The sequence below is a fragment of the Paraburkholderia sp. BCC1886 genome (assembly GCF_900996245.1).
Taxonomy (GTDB): Bacteria; Pseudomonadota; Gammaproteobacteria; order Burkholderiales; family Burkholderiaceae; genus Paraburkholderia.
Genome location: NZ_CAAJGK010000063.1, coordinates 52,031 through 72,014 on the forward strand (window position 1 = coordinate 52,031; position 19,984 = coordinate 72,014).

The 19,984-nt window shown below is 66.4% G+C and carries 20 protein-coding genes; 3 read left to right on the forward strand and 17 right to left on the reverse strand.

Features of this window, described 5'->3' with window-relative positions; translation table 11 throughout:
* Positions 1 to 47: 47 nt before the first annotated feature.
* Positions 48 to 1,106, forward strand: coding sequence for an adenosine deaminase (locus tag FQ746_RS22390; protein ID WP_144111823.1), 1,059 nt, complete (start codon positions 48 to 50; stop codon positions 1,104 to 1,106).
* Between the two features lie 100 nt (positions 1,107 to 1,206).
* Entirely contained in the window at positions 1,207 to 2,571 is a 1,365-nt protein-coding gene (gene guaD / locus FQ746_RS22395; RefSeq protein WP_144111824.1) for a guanine deaminase, read from the forward strand.
* 38 nt (positions 2,572 to 2,609) lie between these two features.
* Here guaD and FQ746_RS22400 read toward each other — a convergent pair whose 3' ends face one another.
* Positions 2,610 to 3,854, reverse strand: coding sequence for an NAD(P)/FAD-dependent oxidoreductase (locus FQ746_RS22400; RefSeq protein ID WP_144111825.1), 1,245 nt, complete (start codon positions 3,852 to 3,854; stop codon positions 2,610 to 2,612).
* Positions 3,855 to 4,006: 152 nt separating this feature from the next.
* Here FQ746_RS22400 and FQ746_RS22405 point away from each other — a divergent pair, with 152 nt between their 5' ends.
* A complete protein-coding gene (locus tag FQ746_RS22405; RefSeq protein WP_144111826.1) occupies positions 4,007 to 4,732 on the forward strand; it encodes a class I SAM-dependent methyltransferase in 726 nt (241 codons plus the stop codon).
* 70 nt (positions 4,733 to 4,802) lie between these two features.
* On the opposite strand, the gene FQ746_RS22410 is transcribed toward FQ746_RS22405, so the two are convergent.
* From FQ746_RS22410 to FQ746_RS22485, 16 genes are read right to left on the reverse strand one after another with little or no spacing between them, the layout of a single operon-like run.
* A complete protein-coding gene (locus FQ746_RS22410) occupies positions 4,803 to 5,225 on the reverse strand; it encodes a signal peptidase (protein WP_144111827.1) in 423 nt (140 codons plus the stop codon).
* 39 nt (positions 5,226 to 5,264) lie between these two features.
* Positions 5,265 to 6,494, reverse strand: a complete 1,230-nt coding sequence (locus FQ746_RS22415) for a beta-ketoacyl synthase N-terminal-like domain-containing protein (RefSeq protein ID WP_144111828.1) — start codon at positions 6,492 to 6,494, stop codon at positions 5,265 to 5,267.
* The gene (locus FQ746_RS22420) at positions 6,491 to 7,717 is read right to left on the reverse strand and encodes a beta-ketoacyl-ACP synthase (protein ID WP_144111829.1); all 1,227 of its coding nucleotides are present in this window, start codon (positions 7,715 to 7,717) and stop codon (positions 6,491 to 6,493) included. Before FQ746_RS22420 ends, FQ746_RS22415 begins: the two co-directional genes overlap by 4 nt.
* Positions 7,717 to 8,442 (reverse strand): 3-ketoacyl-ACP reductase FabG2, encoded by a 726-nt coding sequence (locus FQ746_RS22425; RefSeq protein WP_144111830.1) that lies wholly within the window; start codon positions 8,440 to 8,442, stop codon positions 7,717 to 7,719. The genes FQ746_RS22420 and FQ746_RS22425 overlap by 1 nt, the downstream gene beginning before the upstream one ends.
* Positions 8,439 to 8,951 carry a hotdog family protein gene (locus tag FQ746_RS22430; protein ID WP_144111831.1) on the reverse strand — a complete coding sequence of 171 codons (513 nt, stop codon included), beginning with the start codon at positions 8,949 to 8,951 and terminating at the stop codon, positions 8,439 to 8,441. Before FQ746_RS22430 ends, FQ746_RS22425 begins: the two co-directional genes overlap by 4 nt.
* A gap of 19 nt (positions 8,952 to 8,970) precedes the next feature.
* Positions 8,971 to 10,173, reverse strand: a complete 1,203-nt coding sequence (locus tag FQ746_RS22435; RefSeq protein ID WP_144111832.1) for a beta-ketoacyl-[acyl-carrier-protein] synthase family protein — start codon at positions 10,171 to 10,173, stop codon at positions 8,971 to 8,973.
* Entirely contained in the window at positions 10,170 to 12,608 is a 2,439-nt protein-coding gene (locus FQ746_RS22440) for an MMPL family transporter (protein WP_144111833.1), read from the reverse strand. The genes FQ746_RS22435 and FQ746_RS22440 overlap by 4 nt, the downstream gene beginning before the upstream one ends.
* Positions 12,608 to 13,309 carry a LolA family protein gene (locus FQ746_RS22445; RefSeq protein ID WP_144111834.1) on the reverse strand — a complete coding sequence of 234 codons (702 nt, stop codon included), beginning with the start codon at positions 13,307 to 13,309 and terminating at the stop codon, positions 12,608 to 12,610. The genes FQ746_RS22440 and FQ746_RS22445 overlap by 1 nt, the downstream gene beginning before the upstream one ends.
* Complete coding sequence (locus FQ746_RS22450; protein WP_144111835.1) at positions 13,297 to 13,752, reverse strand: acyl-CoA thioesterase; 456 nt, start codon at positions 13,750 to 13,752, stop codon at positions 13,297 to 13,299. Before FQ746_RS22450 ends, FQ746_RS22445 begins: the two co-directional genes overlap by 13 nt.
* The gene (locus tag FQ746_RS22455) at positions 13,739 to 15,487 is read right to left on the reverse strand and encodes a glycosyltransferase family 2 protein (RefSeq protein WP_409932419.1); all 1,749 of its coding nucleotides are present in this window, start codon (positions 15,485 to 15,487) and stop codon (positions 13,739 to 13,741) included. The genes FQ746_RS22450 and FQ746_RS22455 overlap by 14 nt, the downstream gene beginning before the upstream one ends.
* The gene (locus FQ746_RS22460) at positions 15,487 to 17,223 is read right to left on the reverse strand and encodes an AMP-binding protein (RefSeq protein WP_144111836.1); all 1,737 of its coding nucleotides are present in this window, start codon (positions 17,221 to 17,223) and stop codon (positions 15,487 to 15,489) included. Before FQ746_RS22460 ends, FQ746_RS22455 begins: the two co-directional genes overlap by 1 nt.
* A complete protein-coding gene (locus FQ746_RS22465) occupies positions 17,220 to 17,894 on the reverse strand; it encodes a hypothetical protein (RefSeq protein WP_144111837.1) in 675 nt (224 codons plus the stop codon). Before FQ746_RS22465 ends, FQ746_RS22460 begins: the two co-directional genes overlap by 4 nt.
* Positions 17,894 to 18,145, reverse strand: coding sequence for an acyl carrier protein (locus FQ746_RS22470; RefSeq protein WP_144111838.1), 252 nt, complete (start codon positions 18,143 to 18,145; stop codon positions 17,894 to 17,896). Before FQ746_RS22470 ends, FQ746_RS22465 begins: the two co-directional genes overlap by 1 nt.
* A 3-nt stretch (positions 18,146 to 18,148) precedes the next feature.
* The gene (locus tag FQ746_RS22475) at positions 18,149 to 18,448 is read right to left on the reverse strand and encodes a phosphopantetheine-binding protein (protein WP_144111839.1); all 300 of its coding nucleotides are present in this window, start codon (positions 18,446 to 18,448) and stop codon (positions 18,149 to 18,151) included.
* Positions 18,423 to 19,217, reverse strand: coding sequence for a lysophospholipid acyltransferase family protein (locus tag FQ746_RS22480; protein WP_144111840.1), 795 nt, complete (start codon positions 19,215 to 19,217; stop codon positions 18,423 to 18,425). The genes FQ746_RS22475 and FQ746_RS22480 overlap by 26 nt, the downstream gene beginning before the upstream one ends.
* Positions 19,201 to 19,902 (reverse strand): beta-ketoacyl synthase chain length factor, encoded by a 702-nt coding sequence (locus FQ746_RS22485; protein ID WP_144111841.1) that lies wholly within the window; start codon positions 19,900 to 19,902, stop codon positions 19,201 to 19,203. Before FQ746_RS22485 ends, FQ746_RS22480 begins: the two co-directional genes overlap by 17 nt.
* Positions 19,903 to 19,984: the final 82 nt, after the last annotated feature.

Consider the following 19,984-nt stretch of genomic DNA (forward strand, 5'->3'; position numbering starts at 1 on the left):
GCACGCGCATCCGGCACGACCCGACTCAACGAACCACCTGACCGACCATGACGACAACGACAACGACATTGAACCTCACGCCGCTCATCGAGAAAACGGCGCTCGCGCCGAAGGCCGAGTTGCATATCCATATCGAAGGCTCGCTCGAACCCGAACTGATCTTCGCACTCGCCCAACGCAACGGCGTGAAGCTCGCATACGAGTCGATCGACGCCTTGCGCGCGGCCTATGCGTTCACCGACCTGCAATCGTTTCTCGACATCTACTACGCAGGCGCGAGCGTGCTGTTGCACGAGCAGGACTTCTACGACATGACGAGCGCGTACGTCGAGCGTTGCCTCGCCGACAACGTGATTCACAGCGAAATCTTTTTCGATCCGCAGACACACACCGAACGCGGCGTGCCGATCGCGACCGCCGTCGCCGGCATCGAACGCGCGCTGGCCGACGCGGAACAGCGCGGCATGACGAGCAAGCTGATTCTGTGCTTCCTGCGCCATCTTTCCGAAGAAGACGCGCTCGCCACTTTCGACGAAGCATTGCCGTTATTCGAGCAGTACAGGCATCGGCTGATCGGCGTCGGGCTCGATTCGTCGGAGCGCGGCCATCCGCCGTCCAAGTTCGAGCGGGTGTTCGCCAAAGCGCGCGCGCTGGGTCTGAAGCTGGTCGCCCATGCCGGTGAAGAAGGGCCGCCGTCGTATATCTACGAAGCGCTCGATCTGCTGAAAGTCGATCGCGTCGATCACGGCGTGCGCAGCATCGAAGACCCCGCGCTCGTCACGCGCCTCGCCGATTCGCGCGTGGCGCTCACCGTGTGTCCGCTGTCGAACCTGAAGCTCTGCGTGTTCGACGACATGACAAAACACACGCTCAAGGACCTGCTCGATCGCGGCGTCGCAGTCACCGTGAATTCCGACGATCCGGCCTATTTCGGCGGCTACGTGAACGCAAACTACGTGGCCATCGTCGAGGCCTTGAAGCTGAACGAGGACGAGGTCTACACGATCATCCGCAACAGCTTCGAAGCGTCGTTCGTGACGCCGGCGGAACGCGACGCGCTGATCGCGAAGCTCGATGCGCACTGGCATCAAGGCGGCCCGCACTGACGGGCCGATGAATCGCAGCGGCGGCATGGCGGCCCGATCTCAAAGCCTTCGCCGCCCGCTGCGCTGTTTGTCTTAAGCAAATCTGGAGACGGTTTTTTTCATGAGTGATCAAGCAAACGCGCCCGCCTCGGCGGCACAAACGGCCTACCGCGGCCAACTGCTGGGCTTCAACGGCGACCCGGCGCACGCGCCGAATGCGGCCGTCTTCCACGAAGACGGTCTCCTGATCGTCGAAGACGGCCACGTCGTCGCAGCGGACGCGTATGCGGCTCTGGCTTCGCGACTCGCACCGGGCACACCCGTGCACGACCTGCGCGGCAAGCTGATCGTGCCGGGCTTCATCGATACGCACATTCACTACCCGCAGACCGACATGATCGCCTCGCCGGCGCCGGGCCTGCTGCCATGGCTCAACACGTACACCTTCCCGACCGAGCGCCGCTTCACCGACCCGGCCTACGCGCGCGACACCGCGAGTTTCTTCGTCGACGAACTGCTGGCGTGCGGCACGACCACGGCGCTGGTGTACTGCACGGTGCACAAGGAATCGGCCGATGCGCTCTTCAGCGAGAGCGAAGCGCGCAATCTGCGGATGGTGGCCGGCAAGGTGCTGATGGACCGCAACTGTCCCGAGTTCCTGCGCGACACCGCGCAATCGGGCTACGACGACAGCGCCGAACTGATCGGCCGCTGGCATAACCGTGGCCGGCAGATGTATGCGCTCACGCCGCGTTTCGCACCCACGTCCACGGAAGCGCAACTCGAAGCCTGCGGCGTGCTGGCGCGCGAGCATCCGGACATTTTCATCCAGAGCCACGTCGCGGAAAACACCGACGAAGTGAAGTGGGTCGCCGATCTGTTCCCCGGTCATCGCAGCTATCTGGACATTTACGACCACTACGGTCTGCTGCGGCGGCGTGCGGTGTACGGGCACTGTATCCACTTCGACGAGCAGGACCGCAAGCGCATGGCGGAAACCGGCACGGTCGCGTCGCACTGCCCGACCTCGAACCTGTTTCTCGGCAGCGGCCTGTTCGACTTCGACAAGGCCGACGCGGCCGGCATGCCGATCGCGCTCGCGACGGACGTCGGCGGCGGGACGTCGTTCTCGATGCTGCAGACGATGAACGAAGCGCACAAGGTGGCGCGCCTCGGCGGCCATCATTTGACGGCGACGCGCATGTTTTATCTGGCCACGGCGGGCGCGGCGCAAGCGCTCGATCTCGCGGACAGGATCGGCACCTTGAAGCCGGGCTCCGAAGCCGATTTCGTCGTGCTCGATCCGCAGGCGACGCCGCTGCTCGCACGCCGCACGGGACGCACCGAATCGCTCGAAGAACTGCTGTTCGCGTTCGCGCTGCTCGGCGACGACCGCGCGATCTACGAGACGTATGCGGCCGGCAAGCGGGTGCATCGGCGCGACGACGTGCGGCAGACGGCGCCGCGCGCGCAGGCCGTTGCCTGATTCGAGGCTCGTCGAAGCGGAGCGCTACGGCGCTCCGTTCATTTCTGCGTGCACACGTCGTGCAACGCATTCAAACGCCGGGCGGGATCGGCCACGTACGGATTGGTCTCGTCCCACGCATAGCCTGCCAGCACCGCGCTGATCATCCGGCGAATCGACGGTGTCTGGTCCGGGTAGAAAATAATGTCCTGCAATTCGCCGGTGTACCAGCGCTCGACGAACGCGCGGAATGTGTCGATGCCCTTGCGTAACGGCACGTCGTACGCGGTCGTCCAGTCGACCTGCTCGCCATCCAGTTGCCGGTTCAGCGTCTGGACCGCGAGATGCGCGGAGCGCAGCGCGATGGTCACGCCGGAGGAGAACACCGGATCGAGAAATTCGCCCGCGTTGCCGAGCAGCGCATAACCGGGACCGTGCAGGCGCTCGACGTTCGCCGAGTAGCCGCCAATATGCCGCACCGGCATCAGAAACGGCGCGTCGCCGATCAACCGGCTAAGCGTCGGCTCCTGCTGGATCAGCGCGCGCAGCCTGGCTTCGCGCTCCGCTTCCGGTACGGCGAGAAAAGCGGCGTCGGCCACACAGCCCACCGACGAGCGTCCGCCCGCCAGCGGAATCATCCAGAACCACACGTCGCGCCGCTCAGGATGCGTCGCCACGCAGATCTTGTTGCGATCGGTCGCGCCGGCCGGAATGCCGTCGCGCACGTGCGTGAAAAGCGCGGCGCGCGTCGGCATGCGGGACGGCGCTTCGAGATTCAGCAGACGCGGCAGCACGCGGCCAAAGCCGCTCGCATCGAACACGAAGCGCGCTTCGACCTGATAAGGGCGATCGGCCTCGTCCACCACATCGACGAGCGGCCGCGCGCCGGGATGAATCGCGCGCACCGTGTGGCCGAAGCGCACCTCGGCGCCCTGCCCGGCCGCGCAGCGAATCAGCAGGTCGTCGAACACCGCGCGCTCGACCTGATAGGTCGTGCCCCAACCCGCCGTATGTTTGTCGCGAAAGTCGAACGACGAACTCTGGTCGCGATAAACGAAGTGCGCGCCGTTCTTGTACTGAAAGCCGGCCTCGACCACCCCCTGCAGCATGCCGGCCTCTTCGAGATACGCCATGCTCTGCGGCAACAGGCTCTCGCCGATCGAAAAACGTGGAAAATGCTCGCGCTCCAGCACCAGCACGGAGCGGCCCGCGCGGCGCAGCAGCGCGGCGGCGACGGCGCCCGAGGGACCGGCGCCGATGATCGCGACATCGACCGCGATGCGCGTTGACGATTGTGTCTTCAAGATTGCCTCAACTCGTTGGCCTGCCAGCCGCGGCGCAAAAGCGTGCCGCGGCGGCCTGACTTGTCGTTAGAATCGCGTGTCGTTGCGTGTCGCTACCTGATGTCCAGGCTTGCATGACAGCAGCGAGACCCCTCTTTCGCCGGGAGCCCAGCTTGTCGCCATCCGAAACATCCCGTGTCCCGTTCGTGCCGGAAACGGCGTTCGGCATCTGGTTCCTGCGCACCCACACCTGGGAGCATCACGTCTTGCGCGTGGCGATCGACGATCTCGTGCGTCTGATCGACACGCCGCTGCCGCACGCACCGGTGATCGTCGATGCAGGTTGCGGCCAGGGCATCTCGTTTCGCCTGCTGGCCGACGCGTTCAAACCGCGCCGGCTGATCGGCGTCGACTTTCATGCGCCTTCGCTGGCGCTGGCCGCACGAGCGGCCGATGCCTGCCGCGCGCAAATCGCCGATATCGACCTGCTGCATGGCGACTGCGCGAAACTGCCGTTGCCGGATGCGAGCGCGGACATCGTGTTCTGCCATCAAACCTTCCATCATCTCGTCGAACAGGACCGCGCACTCGCCGAGTTCCGCCGTGTACTGAAGCCGGGCGGCCTGCTGCTGTTCGCCGAATCCACCGATGCGTACATCAGATCGTGGGTGATCCGCCTGCTGTTCCGTCACCCGATGCAGGTGCAGAAGAGCGCGGACGGCTACCTCGACATGATTCGCCGCGGCGGCTTCTCGTTCGGTCAGCACAACGTGTCGCTACCGTATCTCTGGTGGAGCCGCGCCAAAGACTTCGGCCTCTTCGAACGGATCGGCCTGAGCCGTCCGCAGCCGGGTAAGCGTCGCGAAACTTTGGTCAACGTGGCGGCGGTCAGAAACTAAAACCGCCTTCCCGGCTAAAGCGCTGCGATCGGACTTACGCATGACGCTTTAGTTGCTGCTTAGTTGCTGCTCAGTTGCTATCCAGCACGACCAGTTGCCCTTTCACCGCCAGCGCCGCCGCACTGGGACTCACGCCGCACGTAAAGTCGGTCGACGAATTCGTCTCCGTGCTGTGAAAGCGCGTCGACACGTCGATCACCGCATTCGCGTGACGCTCGCGCGCGGCGTTCCGCAGTTTCTGCACCGCCTCGGTCAGCGCCTTGTGGCACGCTTCCTCGGGGCTCGCGACCTGACGCGCGATGCGCACCGAGTACGATACGCTACCCACCTGACGCTGCACCGCCGGGTGATCCTGCTGGCCAAAATACACCTGCACGTCGCCCCGCGATTCGCCGCCGGCCGCCGCCAGCGGCAGCGATTTCACCTGGGTCGCGCACCCGCTCAGCGCAGCAGCCAACAAACCCAGACCAGCCAATCCACACAGTTTTTTCATTGTTATCTCCCTACCCTTTAATGAATGGTGGCGGCTTCTTCAACCGCCCTGCCATGCTTCGAACATCAGGCTCGCGCAACTGCCGCCGAACCCGAATGACACCGACATCGCCGTCCCGATGCGCGCGTCGCGCGTCGAGCGCACGAGCGGCATGCCGTCGAGCGCCGCGTCCTGCGTCCCGACTTCTGCTGTCCCGGCGATAAAACCGTCGCGCATCATTAGCAACGTATAGATCGCTTCGTGCACGCCGCATGCGCCGAGCGAGTGCCCGGTCAGCCCTTTGGTGGACGAAAACGCCGGCACGTCGGCCCCGAACACCTCGCGTAACGCGCGCAGTTCTTCGAGATCGCCGAGCGGCGTCGAGGGCGCGTGCGTATTGATGTAGTCGGGCCGCCTGTCCGCATCGCGCATTGCACCCCGCATTGCCCGCGCGATGCCCGCGGCACGCGGCGCGACCATCGCATCGCCATCCGTGCAATCGGCGAAGCCCGTCAGTTCAGCGACGATAGGGGCGCCGCGCGCCAGCGCATGGTCGAGTGCTTCGAGCACCAGCACGCCGCCGCCCGACGCGATCACGAAGCCGTCACGCGCGCTGTCGTAGGGACGCGACGCGTGCTGCGGACTCTCGTTGAAGCGGCGCGACAACGCGCCCATCGCATCGAACATCAGCGTGACGTTGTCGTGCAGCGCCTCGCTGCCGCCGGCCAGCACGATCTGCTGGCGGCCGGTCTGGATCAGTTGCATGGCCTGACCGAGCGCCAGTGCGGAGGTGGTGCAGGCCGACGACGGCGCATAGCTGACGCCTTCCAGTCCCACCATCTGCGCGACATTGGCGGCCGCCGTGCTGCTCATGGTCTGCGCCACCGTGTACGGCGGCACTTTATCCACGCCGCGCGTGTGCGCGGTCGCAACGGCCGCCTCGTAACCGGCGAGCGCACCCACGCCGGAGCCGATCACCGCGCCGGCCATCGGCGAGCGCAGCGTCGTCGCGTCGAGCCTCGCGTCGTCGATCGCCTTGCGTGCGGCATGACAGGCAAAGCGCGCCGTGTCGCCCATGAAGCGTTCGAGCTTGCGTTCGAACGGCGGCTCTTGCGCCACCGACGCGACGCCCGCCACCTGCGAGGCAAAACCCCGCTCGCGCCACGCGTCGATTCGCACGATACCCGAGCGGCCCGCGCGCAACGCGGCTGCCACGTCGTCGAGCGTATTGCCGAGACACGACACGATACCCATGCCGGTGACGACCACTCGCGGCAGCGCGACGCTCATCGGACGCGCCTGAAAATCAGCGACGTGTTGATGCCGCCGAACGCAAAGTTGTTGCTCATCACATACCCGGCGTCGATCTCGCGCCCCGTGCCGACGATGTAATCGAGCGGCGCGCAGGCCGGATCGACGTTCTGCAGATTCAGCGTCGGCGCGAACCAGTTGCGCTTCATCATCTCGATGGTCCACCACGCTTCGAGCGCACCGCAGGCGCCGAGCGTATGCCCGACGTAGCTCTTCAACGAACTGATCGGCATACGCTCGCCGAAGGTCTGCGCGGTGGCGTGACTCTCGGCAATGTCGCCGCGATCCGTCGAGGTGCCGTGCGCGTTCACATAAGCAATTTCGTCGGGCGACACACGCGCGTCCCGCAGCGCCAGTTGCATCGCCAGCGCCATGGTGTGCGCGGTCGGCTGCGTCATATGCGCGCCGTCCGAATTGCAGCCGAAGCCGACGATTTCCGCGTGAATGCGCGCGCCCCGCGCCAGCGCATGCTCGTATTCTTCGAGCACCAGAGTGGCCGCGCCTTCGCCGACCACGAGGCCGTCGCGCGCCGCATCGAACGGGCGCGGCGTGAGTTGCGGCTCGTCGTTACGCGTGCTGGTCGCATACAGCGTGTCGAACACCGCGACCGCCGGCCCGGACAGTTCTTCCGCGCCGCCCGCCAGCATCAGGGTCTGCTTGCCGGCCTGGATGGCTTCGTACGCGTAGCCGATCGCCTGGCTGCCCGACGCGCACGCACACGAGGTGGGAATGATCCGGCCTTTGAGGTCCCAGAACAGACTGACGTTGACCGCCGTGGTGTGCGGCATCATCTGCACGTAGCTGTTGGACGTGACGTCGCTCATCGAGCCGGTTTCGAGCATCGTGCCGAACGCGCGAATCGGCTGCACCGAGCCCGACGACGAACCGTACGCGACGCCCATGCGGCCGTCCTTGATGCGCTCGTCCCCGGCGAGACCGGCGTCGGCGAGCGCGAGTTCGCTGGCGCGTACCGAGTACATCGACACCGGTCCCATCGAACGGATTTTCTTGCGCGGATAATGCGCGGGCGCCGTGAAATCCGGCAGCGGACACGCGAGTCGCGTATGCAGCGATTCGAAGTAATCCCACTCGGGCATGCGCCGCACGGCGTTCACGCCGCTTTTCAGGCGCGCTTCGATCGCGTCCCACTGGTCGCCCAGCGCCGTGACTCCGCCCATTCCGGTTATGACGACACGTTTCATCACACCATCCCGCCGTTGACGCCGATCACCTGGCGCGTGACATACGAGGCCGCATCCGACATCAGGAAGCCGACCACCGCGGCCACCTCGGCGGGCTGCCCGACGCGGTTCATCGGCACCGTCTTCAATGCGTGTTCGAGCGGCACGTCGTCGAGCATGCCGGTATCGACCAGACCCGGCGCCACGCAGTTCACCGTGATGTTGCGCGTCGCCAGTTCGACCGCGAGCGCCTTGGTCGCGCCGATCAGTCCGGCTTTCGCCGCGCTGTAATTCACCTGGCCGCGATTGCCCATCACGCCCGACACCGACGCGATCGTGACGATGCGTCCGCCCTTGCGCGCCCGCACCATCGGCATGGTGAGCGGATGCACGACGTTGTAGAACGAGTCGAGACCGGTTTCGATCACGATGTCCCAATCTTCTTCGGTGAGCGCGGGAAACGCCGCATCGCGCGTCACGCCCGCGCTGCAGACGATGCCGTAGTACGGACCGTGCGCCGCGACGTCGGCTTCGAGCACTTCGCGGCAGACGGCGCGCTCGCGCACGTCGAACTGCAGCACGCGCGCCGTGCCGCCTTGCGCGGCGATACCGGTGGCGACCGCCTCGGCTTCGCTGCGTCCCGTGCGGCAATGCACGGAGACGGTGAAGCCGTCGGCGGCCAACTGATACGCAATCGCGCGACCGATGCCGCGGCTTGCGCCGGTAACGAGAACACGCCGGCTCATGAACTGACACTCCCTTCGATAAAAGACTGAAAATCGGGCGGCTGAAAAACCTTGATGACGGCGTCCGCGCACAACAGCTCGCCGTCGTGAATCGTGCACTCATAAGCGCCGTGACCGGCCTCGCTGCGCAACAGTTCGGTGATCTGGATCAATAAACGGGCACCGGCGGCGAAGTTCGGCCGGTGCGCCGTGTAGTTGCGCGAGCCGAGCAGCACGCCGGGACGCGCGCGGCCGCCGCTTTGCATCGCGCACAACGCGACGTGCGCGGCGATCGCCTGCGCCATCAGTTCGATGCCGATCCACGCGGGCATCGCGCCGCCCGCTTCGGGGTCGGCATACCAGGCGTCGGCATGCACCGTCGCGCGCGCGCTCAGGGAGGTGGTGTCGCAGCGCTCCACGGCGTCGATCAACAGCATCGTGCCGCGGTGCGGGATGATCGCTTCGATCGGCTCCAGCAGCAACTGCTCGATGGCGCGCGGTGGGGTCGTCAGGGTGTCGGTTCGATTCATCTTTAAGCTCGCGTCGACATCAAGTCGACAGAATCAGGCTGACATTGCTGCCGCCGAACGCGAACGAATTGCTCATCGCGTAGTGCGCGTTCGTCGCGTTCGTCCCGTTCGTCGCGCGCGGCAGGAAACGTTCGGTTTCCACCAGATCCAGCACGGGCAGCGCGGCGTCGGCTTCGCCATCCCACAGATGCCGCGGCAGCGGCACATCCGCACGCGCCAGCGTGAGCCATGCAAAACCCAGTTCGGTCGCGCCCGCCGCGCCCAGTTGATGACCCGTGAGCGGCTTGGTGCCGCTCGTCGCGACGCCGTGCGGGAACACACGCGCCATCAGCGCCGCCTCCATCTCGTCGTTCTTGCGGGTGGCGGTCGCATGCAGATTCACGTAGCCGATCGCGTCCGCCGCGATGCACGCGTCGGCAAGCGCGGCGCGCAACGCCAGTTCGCCGCCTGCGCCGCGCGGGTCCGGCGACGAGATGTGATGCGCGTCGCTCGATTCGCCGACGCCCGCGAGCCGCACCGCCGCTTCGTCGCGACTCATCAGGAATACCGCCGCGCCTTCGCCGACGTTGATGCCGCAACGATTGCGGCTCAGCGGATTCGAGCGCACCGGGCTGGTCGATTCGAGCGACGCAAAGCCCTGCACCGTGAGTTCGCACAACGAGTCGACGCCGCCCACCACCACCGCGTCGCAGAGTTGCAACTGCAGCAGCCGGCGGGCCGACGCAAACGCCTTCGCGCTCGACGTGCAGGCAGTCGATATCGTGAACGCCGGACCCTGCACGCCGAGCGCGGCGGCCGCGAACGGCGCGGCCGTGCCGATTTCCATCTGCCTGTAGTTAAAGCTCGCGGGCAGCTCGCCTGCCTGCGCCTGATAGACGAACGCCGTCTCGGCGGCTTCGATGCCCGACGTGCTGGTGCCGAGCACCACGCCGATCCGCGCCGCGCCGTAACGCTCGCGCGCCGCCTCGACGGACGGCGCGATCTGTGCGAGCGCGGCCAGCAGCAGACGGTTGTTGCGGCAGTCGTAACGTTCGAGCGCCGCGGGCGGCGCGACGGTCAACGGCGTGAGCACGCTACCGACGAAAGCCTCGCCGATACCGGTATGCACCGCCGCCATGCCGGGCGAGCGCGCCGCGGCGAGCGCCGGCACGATCTCGTCGAGGTCGCCGCCCAGCGCGTTGATCATGCCGAGCGCGTGGAGATAAACCGGGGGCAGGGTCATGGGCTGCTCCGTTTCGAGTTCGACGCCGGCATACCGATCGGCGCGAGCAGCACCGCCACCGCGATGCCGAGCGCGAGCGTCGCGCCGAAACTTTTCAACGCGGGCATGGCACTCATGCCCAGCAAGCCGAACGACAACAAAGTGGTGGCCGCCGACAGCAACACGCCCGTCCACACCGCGCCGAGATCGGCGTGCGCGCGCAGGCAGCCTTCACGCAGAAACACCGCGTAATTGGCGCCGACGCCGAGCACGAGCATCAGCGCGAGCCAGTTGAACAGATTCAGCGGCACCCGCGCATAACCGAACACGGCGAGCGTCGTGCCCACCGCGAGCAGCACCGGCAAGGTCACGGAGAAACCGCCGCGCGGCCGGTAGCGCCGCATCAGCAGCAACAGCACGAGTGCCAGCGCACCGCCGAGCCACCAGCCGCTATCCACGCGATACGCGCCGAACAGCGCCGACACACTGGCCGCCTTGTCGACGAAAACGATACCCGGCAACGTATGCGCAATCCCGACGAGGGCCGCTTCGTTGCGTGCGCCGACGCCTTGCGGAACGACCACTGCACCGTAGGTGCGGGTGGCCGGATCCACTTGGCCGAGCCAGAGATGCCGGTACGGCTGCGACCACGGCGCGGCGAGCCACGTGTCGAGACTCATGGGCGCCTGCGGTTTCGCGTAGGCCGCGAGCCATGCCGCTGCCACGTCGTCCTTGAAGCCGGCTTGCGACAGCGTCGCGCGCAACGCGGCCGGATCGCCGAACACGCGCTTGGCGAGCAACGCGCGGTCGGCGTTCTGCTGTCGCGCCGACGGCACGAACTGCGTGACCGACTGATACCCGCCGAGTGCGTTCGCCGTGCCGTCCAGCGCATCGAGTCGCGCACCCAGCGCTTCGGCGCGTTGCAGCACCTGCTCCGGGCTCGCGCCGCGCACGACGAAGAACTGCGTGCTGTTATCCGCGCCCACGGCTTGCCGCACGCGGTCCTCCTGAGCGACCAGCGACGCGTCGCGCTGGATCAGCAGATGGATATCGTCGTCGCCAGTGAGGCGCAGCCAGCCGGGAATCGCCACGGCCAGCAGCAGTGCTGCGACCCACCCTGCGCGCTTGCCGCCGATCGTCCGCTGCCATACCGCGAGCCAACGCGCCGCGCCGTCGAAGACGCGTTGGGGACTGCGCGCCGGGGCTCGCGTGAGCAGCGCGGGCAGCAGGCTGAGCACGGAAGCGAACGCCGTCGCAATGCCGACCATCGCAAAGCAGGCAATCTGCTTGAGCGCGGGAAACGGCACCCACGCGAGGATCGCGTAACCCAGCAGGCTGGTGGCCAGCGCCACCGTCAACGCGGGACGCACCTCGCGCGCGCCACGCCGCGCGTCCCAGTCGCGCCCGGCGCCGAGATACACCACGAAATATTGAATCGAATAGTCGACCGCTTCGCCGATCAGACTCGCGCCGAACACCAGCGTCAACAGATGCAGCTTACCGAACACCAGCAAGGTAGCCGCAAGCGCACAGACGATACCGAGCGCCGTCGACACGAAGCCAAGCAGCAACAGACGCGGCGAGCGGAACACCCACATCATCAGCAACGCGATGCCGCAGAGGGACGCAAGACCGATTACATGCACTTCGTGTTCGGACGCGCTGCGCGCCGCCTGCGCGTAGAACACCGCGCCGGTTCGCGCGACCGTTACGTCGGGGAAGCGCCGCTTCAGCGCGCTTTCGCTTTGCGCCAGCGCGCCCAGCACCGCCCGTTGGGTGGCCGACTCATACGCGGAACCGGCGAGGCTCGTGACGATCAGCACGCTGGTCGCGCCATCGCGATGCGCGACCAGCAGGTTGTCTTCGACTTCGAGATTCGAGGTGGCGAGCGGCATGGCGTTCAGCCAGTGTTCGAGCCAGCCGAACGGATCGTCGGCGAGCGACGTGCTCAGGCCGCCGCGCAAGGGGCTGTAGAGCCGTTGGGTCAACGCGTCGCGCAGGGACGCGCCGGCGTTGCCGCCAGCGCCGGCCAGCGCGGCGCGATCGGCGGGCGTGAGCAGACCGAAGCGGTACGGCGAATAGAGTGCCGCGATTTGCGACAGGTCGAACGGCGGCAACTCCGTCGTCACGGAAGCGAACGCACCGCTGGTTCGCAGCGACGCACCGAGTTGCTTCGCCGCCGCTTTCGCCTGCGCATCGTCACGGCTCGTGACGAGCAACACCGTGCGATCGCCGAGCGCAGCAGCCAGGGTGTCGACCGCTTTCTCGGCGACGGGATCGGCTTCGGTGGCGGGCAGCAAGGCGAGCAGATTGGTCTGCAACGGCGACGGCCCCGTGAAGCGCCAGCCGCAGTAGGCGGCCGCGCTCAGTGCGAGCAGCAGCCACACGACGCGCAAAGTCCACGTCTGCCGCGTTTGTACCGGCGGCTTTGGCGCGCGCGTTTGCAGCACCTGCATTACGGCGCTCCGAGCAGCGTGCGCTCGGCCGGCGTCGGTTCGGTCACTGCGACGCTCTTCGTAAAGTCGAGTTGCGTGATGTCGCCATTCGCGAGCGTGATGCGCAGGCTTTGCAGAAAGTCGCCGCCCTTCATCTGCAAGCTTTTGATGGATTGCGCGATTTGCGGCTGATTCGGCGTGAGTTGCAGGCGCCACTGCGCCACGCTGCCCTCGGCCTGCACGTCGAATTGCGAGTACAGCGCGGACAGATCGCCGCCGAGCATCGCGCGCATCATCTTCGATACTTGGGCGACGCCGCGCGTGCCTTGTGCGCCATGCGTGGTCACGCGCTGACCGTTCGCATTCACTTCGGCCACGCCCGCATCGGAGATCACGTAGGTGGCTTTGTACGGCGTGTCGATTTGCCAGAGCACGCCGCGTTCGCGCAGAAACAGCAGCGAGCCGCTGCTGACGAGCGGCTGCTTCATCGCGGCGAGCGTTTGCGTTTGCGTAAACTGCGCGCGCACGCCTTTGGCTTGCGCCAGATGCGCGGCGATCTGCGAGACGAGCGCGGGATTACCTTCGGCAGCGGGCGGGGCTTCGGCGGCGTTCGCGTTCTCGGGAATGACGCTCAACGCGCATGAGACGGCCACCGTGGCCACCGTGGCCTTCATCGCGACAATGCCTGCAGCGACGATACCGCGGCGTGTCATCGTGCCCATGCGCGCTCCAGCTTGTCGAACACCACCGGCGGCGAAACGAACTGCAATTCCTGGGTGGCGGCGTCGACCGCCACCTGGATCGTGTAGCCCTTGGTCAGGCGCGTGCCGGACGCGCAATCGACGATTTCATAGCCTATTTTCAGGCGGTTTTCGTGTTCGAGCAGTTGCGTGCGCACCTCGATCTGCTGACCGTAAGTCGCGGGCCGCACATACTTCAGATGCGCCTCGACGATCGGCCACAGATAACCGGAAGCCTGCATCTCGCGATAGTCGTAATCGAACACGCGCAACAGCGCGGCACGGCCGATCTCGAAGTACTTCAGGTAGTGGCCGTGCCAGCATACGTTCATCGCGTCGACGTCGTGAAACGGCACTTCGACCGTCGCACTGGCTGTCAGGATCTTGCGAGACGCATTGGCGGCGTTCAGTTCAGGTCCGTCCATTGGCACCTCGTTTGGGACTGGCCCAGAAATCGAAAAAATTGAACCACTGATACGGCGCCTTGCGACAATAGAATTCGAGTCGCGCGGCGTAACGCTGCGCCCAGCCGGCCAGATGCGCGGCGCGCTCGCGGCGCGGCAACGCGATGCGCTCGGCGAACGGCTCGAAATACAGCCGGTACCCGTCGCGCTCTTTCAGGCAGAAGAACAGATAGACCGGGCAGCCCAGCGCATGCGCGAGCACATACGGGCCTTGTGCAAAAGGCGCGCTCGCGCCGAGAAATTGCGCGTCGGTCGTGCGCCCCGTTTCGTGCGCGGGAACGCGGTCGCCGACGATCACCAGCAGTTCGCCGGCATCCACACGCTCCTGCATCAGCATGGCCGTTTGCGGACCGAAGTCGCGCACTTCGAGCAGGTGCCGCGCGAACTCGCTGTTCGCCGAGGCCAGCACGCTGTTAAAGCGCTTCGCGTGCTCCGTGTAGACCACCGCCGTCACTTTTATCCGCGTGTTCCGGGCGGCGAGCGCGCGGGTCATCTCCAGATTGCCGAGGTGCGCGCCGATCACCAGCGCGCCCTTGCCGCTCGAGGTCAGCGCTTCGAATGCGGTTGGGTCGTCGAAGGCGATGTCGGCTTTATCGACGCGGCCGGACCAGGCGGCCAGCTTGTCGAAGCCCGATTGAGCAAACGCCAGCATATGGCGATAGGCGGACCACCAGCCGGGGCGCGGCGTCGTGTGCGGCGCGTTCTGCGGCGTGGCCGCGGCGAGGTGGGCAAAGTAGTTGCCCGACGCCTCGCGCGCGGCGCGGCCGGTCAGCAGAAAATACGCGACGACCGGATGCAGCCACAGCGCCGTGAAGCGTCGTCCGAAAAGTTTGCAACTCAGCGCGAGCAGCGACATGCCGAGGTGACTGCCGCGCTCGGCGACGCGCCACCACGGGCGCCCGGCGGCTTCATCGGACTCGCCGGGTTCGTTGGGCGGCAGTGCACGACGCGGCATCACCTTATGCGCGAGCAGCATCGGCAGACGCCACAGCATCCCGAACACGAGCCGGGTATGACTGCGGCTGATACGGACGTTGTCCCACAGCACGTCGAAGTGCGAGACGCCGTCGCTGGCATAAGTGACGCGCGTCGGGATCGACCGGAACGCCGCGCGCCGCCAGTGCAGACGCACCAGAATCTCGATGTCGAAGTCCATGCGCGTCGGCAACGCGACTCTGTCGATCAGATCGCACACCAGCGCGAGCGGGTAGAGGCGAAAGCCGCACATCGAATCGCGAATGGTCAGCGAAAGCGTTTCGATCCACACCCACACATGTGTCAGATAGCGGCCGTAGAGGCGGGCTTTGGGCACGCTGTCGTCGTAGACCGGACGGCCGAGAACGACCGCGCCCGGCTCGGCGCGCGCCGCGTCGATGAAACGCGGGACGTCGGTCGCGTCGTGCTGGCCATCGGCGTCGATCTGCAAGGCGTGTGTGTAGCCGGCCGCGCGTGCGGCGCGCAGTCCCGCCATCACCGCCGCGCCCTTGCCGCCGTTTTCCGGCAAGCGCAGCAGCGTGAGTTGCGCCGCGTACTCGCGGGCAAGCGCGGCGAGCACCTGCTGGGTCGGCGCGTCGCTGCCGTCGTCGACGACGATGATCGGCAGGCCGTGCACGGCCAGGTTGGCCACGGTCGCGCCGATGGCGTCCTTGTGGTTGTAGATCGGAACGACGATGCACGGGAGCACGTTCACGCTCATCACGCGGGCTCCCGATAGACGATCGCACCCGACGCGCAGTCGCGCCCGTTCGTGCGGAACGTGAACTGCACGCGGCGCCGCAAAGCGTCGTGGGTCAGCGTGAGGTCGAGCAATGCGCCCGGCGTAACCGGCGCCATGAACTTGAGGCGCTCCACCGACGCCACGTTGCGCACCGCCGGCAGATGATCGGCGGCCAGACGCACGGCCCAATCCACCTGGACGACGCCCGGCAGAATCGGCAGACCGGGAAAGTGACCGGCGAAATGCACGAGCGTCGGCGGCACGCGAAGTTCGTAGTACAGGGTGTCGGCGCAACGGGCGACCGCCAGCACTTCCATGCCTTCGGCGCGCGGCGCGAACGCGGCCGTCAGCGCGGCGACCGGCAGTTTGCCGCGCGCATCGAACGGCAGGCTCACGCGAAAACGCCAGTGACGCGGCAGCACCACGACGTCGAAGTAATCGGCGAGATGGCGACGCAAGCTGCGCGCGAGCGGAACGCGGCCCGATTCGCGCAATGCCGCGCTGCCGGCTTCGGTCAGTGCGACGACGGCGCCGATTCTTTCGCGTGCGGTGTTTTCCAGGCCAGCGTCGGCAGTGGCGTGCGTTCGCGTCGCCAGCAGCACCACGGCTGCCTGCTCGACGAAGGGATGCGCGGCAAGACGCGCTTCGAGTTCGGGCAACGACACGCGTTTGCCATCGAGCTTCAGCACGCGGTCGAGCCGCCCTTGCAGACGGAAACGGCCGGCTTCGTCGAACGCGATCCGGTCGTCGGTGCGATGCCAGTCGCGATGGTCGAGATGCGGCGAGCGGACCATCAACGCGCCGTCGTCGTCGCAACGCACGTCGATACCGTCGACGGGTTGCCAGGCATCGCTGCGATCCTGACGCCGCCATGCAATACCGCCGGTTTCCGTGCTGCCATAGATCTCGAGCGGCGCGGCGCCGTACGCCTGCGCAAAGGCCTCGGCGGTCTGCAAGGGCAGCGGTCCGCCCGACGAAAAGAATGCCAGCGGCGCGGGGCCCAATTCGGCGAATCCCGGCAATGCAGGCCAGCGCGACAGTTGCGCGGGCGTCGACACGACTACGCTCGCGCCGCACTGCGCGATCTGGCTTTGCAGATGCAACGGCTCGATGCTGATCGCCCGGTCGAAAGCGCGGCCGGCCGCCAGCGGCCACAGCACCCGGAACAGCAGACCGTAGATGTGATGATGCGGCACGCTCGCAAGCACGGTCGCGTCGCCGAGCAGCGCGCCCCACTGCCGTTCGAGCGTGTGCACTTCGGCGTCGAATTGCGCGAGGGTCTTGCGGATGGCCTTAGGCTTGCCGCTGCTGCCCGACGTATAGAGCGTGAGCGGCGCTTCGCGGGCGATGGTGAAGCAATCGTCGAGCGCGTGGGTCGCGTCGAGCGGCGGCGCGATCGACGCCAGTTCGGCGTCGGTCAGGACCGTGTCGTAAGCGTCCGCGAGATCGGCGAGATAGCCCGGCGTGGCGTTGGCCGGAATCAACGGCTCCTTGCCGGCCGCGAACAGCGCAAACAACGCGCAGGCAAAGTCGAACGGATCGTCGATGCAGACGGCGTAGCGGCGCGCGTCCTGCATGCGAAGCGACGCGGCGAGGCTCGCCACGCGCGCGCGAAACGCGGCGCGCTCGAGCACCGCGCCGTTATCGCGGCAGACGGGAACGTGTGCGGTCGCGGCATCGAGCGGCGTCGACAACAACTCGTGCAGCGCGATCATGCCGCCTCCGAGCGCGCCGCGCGCGGCAGCACGACCAGATAGCGCCACACCACTTCGGCCAGCAACAGCAAACCGATCAACCCGTAGGCAATCGCGCCGTTATAAAGCGACCAGCTTGCCTGACTCCAGTACACCGCCGTATAAGCGGAAAACGCGCCGTTCAGCGCGAAGAAGCCACACCATACCCACGTTACGCGCCGCGTATGCCGCACTGCCGCCGGCGGCAGATCCGGCTTTCCCAGACGCGCGAACTTCTCGATCATCGTCGGACCGCCGCCGGTGAGCGTCGCGCCGAACGCGATCAGCAAACCCAGATTGACGAGCGATGGGTACAGACGCAGCAGCAGTTCGCTGTTGGTCAGCACGATGGCGAGCGACGCGCCGCTCAGCAGCGCGACCACGCCCCAGTCGAGCGCGGACAGCCGCCGCAACGACGTACCGATCACGCCGCGGCCGACCCAGCGTTGCAGCCACAGCAGCACCAGCAGCAGGCAGCCCGCATAGCGCGGCGCATCCCAGCGCCACGCGCACAGAATCAGCGCGGGATAGGCGAGCCTCAGCAGCACCTGCGCGATCGCGCCTGGCCAATGCCGATTCCGATGCTCGCCTGGCGCCGGGACGCCGGTGCCTTCGTCGAGCGTCGCCTGCATGCGCGGGCGCGTGGCAGGCATCAGCCTTGGGCCGCCAGCAGCGATTCGACCGCGCCGATCACATCGCCGACCGTGCGCACCGACTTGAACTCTTCCGGCTTGATGCGGCGGCCGGTCATTTCCTGCAGTTTGATCGCGAGATCGACAGCGTCGATGCTGTCGAGATCGAGGTCTTCGAACAGGTTCGCGTCCGGCGTCACACGTTCCGGTTCGATCGCGAAGTTGTCTTTGAAAATGACGCGGATGCGTTCAAGAATCTCCGTCTCGGACACGATTTACTCCCCCTTCCTTGTAGTTTCGCCCGCTGCATTCGTCGCTTCGCGCTGACTTGCCACCAGCGCGGCCAGCGTGTTGATGGAGCGGAAATGTTCGCGCGTGCGTTCGTCGTTCGCTGCGATGGTCAGTTGGTAATGCTTGCGCAGCACGATGCCGATTTCGAGCGCATCGATCGAATCGAGGCCAACGCCGTCGGTGTCGAACAGCGGGGCGTCGTCGTCGATATCGGCAGGGCTCAGGTCTTCCAGATCGAGGGCTTCGATCAGAAGCTGTTTAATTTCCAGTTTTAAAGAATCCATAATCGAACAGGTGCTGAGTCATATGTGCTTCGACGGCGCTCGTCACGCTACGCGCCGCGAGAGCCGGTGGGGTGTCGAGCGGCGCGAACTGGTCGACGCCGAGCGGTTCGAGTACGTTCACGCGAATCCGGAACGCGCGCGCCGGCACGTCGTACCAGCGCATCTGTTTGGTGAAGGCCGGCGGATCGCAGTCCATCAGGACCGGTACGATCGGCGCGCCGACCTTCAGCGCCATATGCGCGAAGCCGCGCGAAAACGCGTGCAGCCGGTTCGGCGCGGGGCTGCGGGTGCCTTCGGGAAAAATGATCATCGTATAACCCGCCGCCAGTTGCCGCGCGCCCGCCTCGACCAGTTCCGCAGGATCGGCGTTGCTGACGTATTCGGCCGAACGCACGATGCCCCAGAAACACGGGTTGCGCCAGTGCGCGTTCTTGACGACACAGCAGGCGTGCGGCGTGAGCGAAAGCAGCACCATCACGTCGAGGTAAGTCGGGTGATTCGCGACCACCACCGCCGGGCCGCCCGCGCGCAAAACCCGCGCGCCGGACACGTCGAGCGCCATCACGCCGATATGCTGCAACACCGCGACCAGCGCGCGGAAAAACCAGTAGATCACGCGCGTGACCGCCGCTTGCCGCGACGCGCGATGCGGCCAGATCCAGGCGAGCGGAAACACCAGCAGCGAAAACAGCATTCCGCAGAGGCCGAACACCACGAAGGCGAGGCCCGTCGCGCAAAAACGCCAGCCGTAATCAAGCCGCGCGAGCATGCCATCTCCATTGCCAGATGGCGGCGAGGCCGGACCAGTCGGCCGGCTCGCCGGTGTCGAGGCAGCATTGCAAAGCCTGGCTTTGGGTCGCAAAGCGCCGCGGCGAGGTGGAGGTTGGGGCCGGGGCTGTTCCATCCGTCAGCGCACAGTCGAGATACCCGACGGCCGTCTTCTCGTCCAGCAGGATGGCGAGCGCGCCGCCCTGGACTTCGTCTTCGATCGTGCCGTATGCGCTATCGGCCGGTTCGTCGGCGTACACCAGCAGGACCGGCGAGGCGGCATCTGCCGCGTACTGCGCATGGGCTTCCAGCAGCCCATAGCCGAGCGTTTCGGCGCCGGCGGAAATCGCGCTCGCGGCCGAACGGTCGCCGCGCGCTATCCCGAACACGCCGGTCATCGCATTCAGCACCGACAGGCTGAACGCGGTTGGCGACACTGGCTCGCCCGCGCTGATGCTGCGCAAAATGTCCGTGGTGCGGCGCAGTTCGCCATGGCGCGAGGCAAACACCACGCGCACCGGATCGTCCGCCGTGCAGTCGTGCGCGACCTTCAGCGCCACTCTGGACAGAGTGCTCAGGCGACGCCGCACGATCGGCTCGATAAAGCCGATATCGGGTGCGGCAGATGCGGCAGCAGGCCAGCTAGACCAGCGAGCGACCGGAATGGTCCAGTGCAGATCGGGCATATGCGGTGTTCGCGCGTAGAAGCGGGGATAAGGCCGGAGCGCCGCGCGGACCGGCTTATTTCCAGCCGGAGGGTCGATCCAG

Bases quoted from the DNA above. Each gene is read 5' to 3' on its own strand.
- FQ746_RS22425 (WP_144111830.1), bottom strand. From the start codon at position 8,442: ATGAGCCGGCGTGTTCTCGTTACCGGCGCAAGCCGCGGCATCGGTCGC.
- FQ746_RS22460 (WP_144111836.1), bottom strand. From the start codon at position 17,223: ATGATCGCGCTGCACGAGTTGTTGTCGACGCCGCTCGATGCCGCGACC.
- FQ746_RS22480 (WP_144111840.1), bottom strand. From the start codon at position 19,217: ATGCTCGCGCGGCTTGATTACGGCTGGCGTTTTTGCGCGACGGGCCTC.
- FQ746_RS22435 (WP_144111832.1), bottom strand. From the start codon at position 10,173: ATGACCCTGCCCCCGGTTTATCTCCACGCGCTCGGCATGATCAACGCG.
- FQ746_RS22455 (WP_409932419.1), bottom strand. From the start codon at position 15,487: ATGAGCGTGAACGTGCTCCCGTGCATCGTCGTTCCGATCTACAACCAC.
- FQ746_RS22410 (WP_144111827.1), bottom strand. From the start codon at position 5,225: ATGAAAAAACTGTGTGGATTGGCTGGTCTGGGTTTGTTGGCTGCTGCG.
- FQ746_RS22450 (WP_144111835.1), bottom strand. From the start codon at position 13,752: ATGGACGGACCTGAACTGAACGCCGCCAATGCGTCTCGCAAGATCCTG.
- FQ746_RS22415 (WP_144111828.1), bottom strand. From the start codon at position 6,494: ATGAGCGTCGCGCTGCCGCGAGTGGTCGTCACCGGCATGGGTATCGTG.
- FQ746_RS22420 (WP_144111829.1), bottom strand. From the start codon at position 7,717: ATGAAACGTGTCGTCATAACCGGAATGGGCGGAGTCACGGCGCTGGGC.
- FQ746_RS22390 (WP_144111823.1), top strand. From the start codon at position 48: ATGACGACAACGACAACGACATTGAACCTCACGCCGCTCATCGAGAAA.
- FQ746_RS22485 (WP_144111841.1), bottom strand. From the start codon at position 19,902: ATGCCCGATCTGCACTGGACCATTCCGGTCGCTCGCTGGTCTAGCTGG.
- FQ746_RS22445 (WP_144111834.1), bottom strand. From the start codon at position 13,309: ATGGGCACGATGACACGCCGCGGTATCGTCGCTGCAGGCATTGTCGCG.
- FQ746_RS22440 (WP_144111833.1), bottom strand. From the start codon at position 12,608: ATGCAGGTGCTGCAAACGCGCGCGCCAAAGCCGCCGGTACAAACGCGG.
- FQ746_RS22430 (WP_144111831.1), bottom strand. From the start codon at position 8,951: ATGAATCGAACCGACACCCTGACGACCCCACCGCGCGCCATCGAGCAG.
- FQ746_RS22465 (WP_144111837.1), bottom strand. From the start codon at position 17,894: ATGCCTGCCACGCGCCCGCGCATGCAGGCGACGCTCGACGAAGGCACC.
- FQ746_RS22475 (WP_144111839.1), bottom strand. From the start codon at position 18,448: ATGGATTCTTTAAAACTGGAAATTAAACAGCTTCTGATCGAAGCCCTC.
- guaD (WP_144111824.1), top strand. From the start codon at position 1,207: ATGAGTGATCAAGCAAACGCGCCCGCCTCGGCGGCACAAACGGCCTAC.